Source organism: Actinoplanes sp. NBRC 103695, from assembly GCF_030269485.1.
In the GTDB taxonomy this organism is placed as follows: Bacteria; Actinomycetota; Actinomycetes; order Mycobacteriales; family Micromonosporaceae; genus Actinoplanes.
In genome coordinates this window covers 1-649 of record NZ_BSTL01000121.1, presented here as the reverse complement: position 1 = coordinate 649, position 649 = coordinate 1, and the positions used below count along the sequence as shown (strand labels likewise).

At 68.7% G+C, this 649-nt stretch carries 1 protein-coding gene; it reads right to left on the bottom strand.

Translation table 11 applies throughout. The features are described 5' to 3' along the window. On the bottom strand, nucleotides 1–649 hold a 649-nt coding region (locus QSK31_RS48530), incomplete at both ends, for an IS256 family transposase (RefSeq protein ID WP_285691999.1).

Here is a 649-nt window from a genome sequence, read left to right as displayed (position 1 = left end):
TCAGGCGTTCCTGGGGGTTGTTCGAGCGGATCTGTTTCCAGATTTCGTGGGGGAACGCGGTGAAGGCGAGCAGGTCGTCGCGGGCGTCGTCGAGGTGTTCGGCGGCGTCGGGGAACCGTTCTCCGATCGTGTCCAGCACGCGGGTGTATTGGGTTCGGACGGCGTCGGTGTCGGGCTGGTCGAAGATGGTACGGACCAGGGTGGCCACCCACGGCTGCGCACTCTTGGGGACCTTGGCGAGCAGGTTGCGCAGGTAGTGGGTGCGGCAGCGTTGCCACGATGCGCCGGGCAGGGCGGCGCCGATCGCGTTGACCAGGCCGCGGTGGGCGTCGGAGACCACGAGCCGGACCCCGGACAGGCCGCGGGCGGTCAGGGAACGCAGGAAGGCCAGCCAGCCGGCGCCGTCCTCGTCGGAGGTGATCTCGAGGCCGAGGACTTCCCGGCCGCCGTCGGCGTTGACACCGACCGCGACCAGGACGTGGACGCCGGTGATCCGGCCGTGTTCGCGGACCTTGATAACCAGCGCGTCCATCCAGACAAACGTGTACGGGCCGGCGTCCAGCGGCCGGTTGCGGAACGCTTCGACCTGGGTGTCGAGGTGGCGGGCCATCTCCGAGACCTGACTCTTGGACAGCTGTTTGATCCCGAG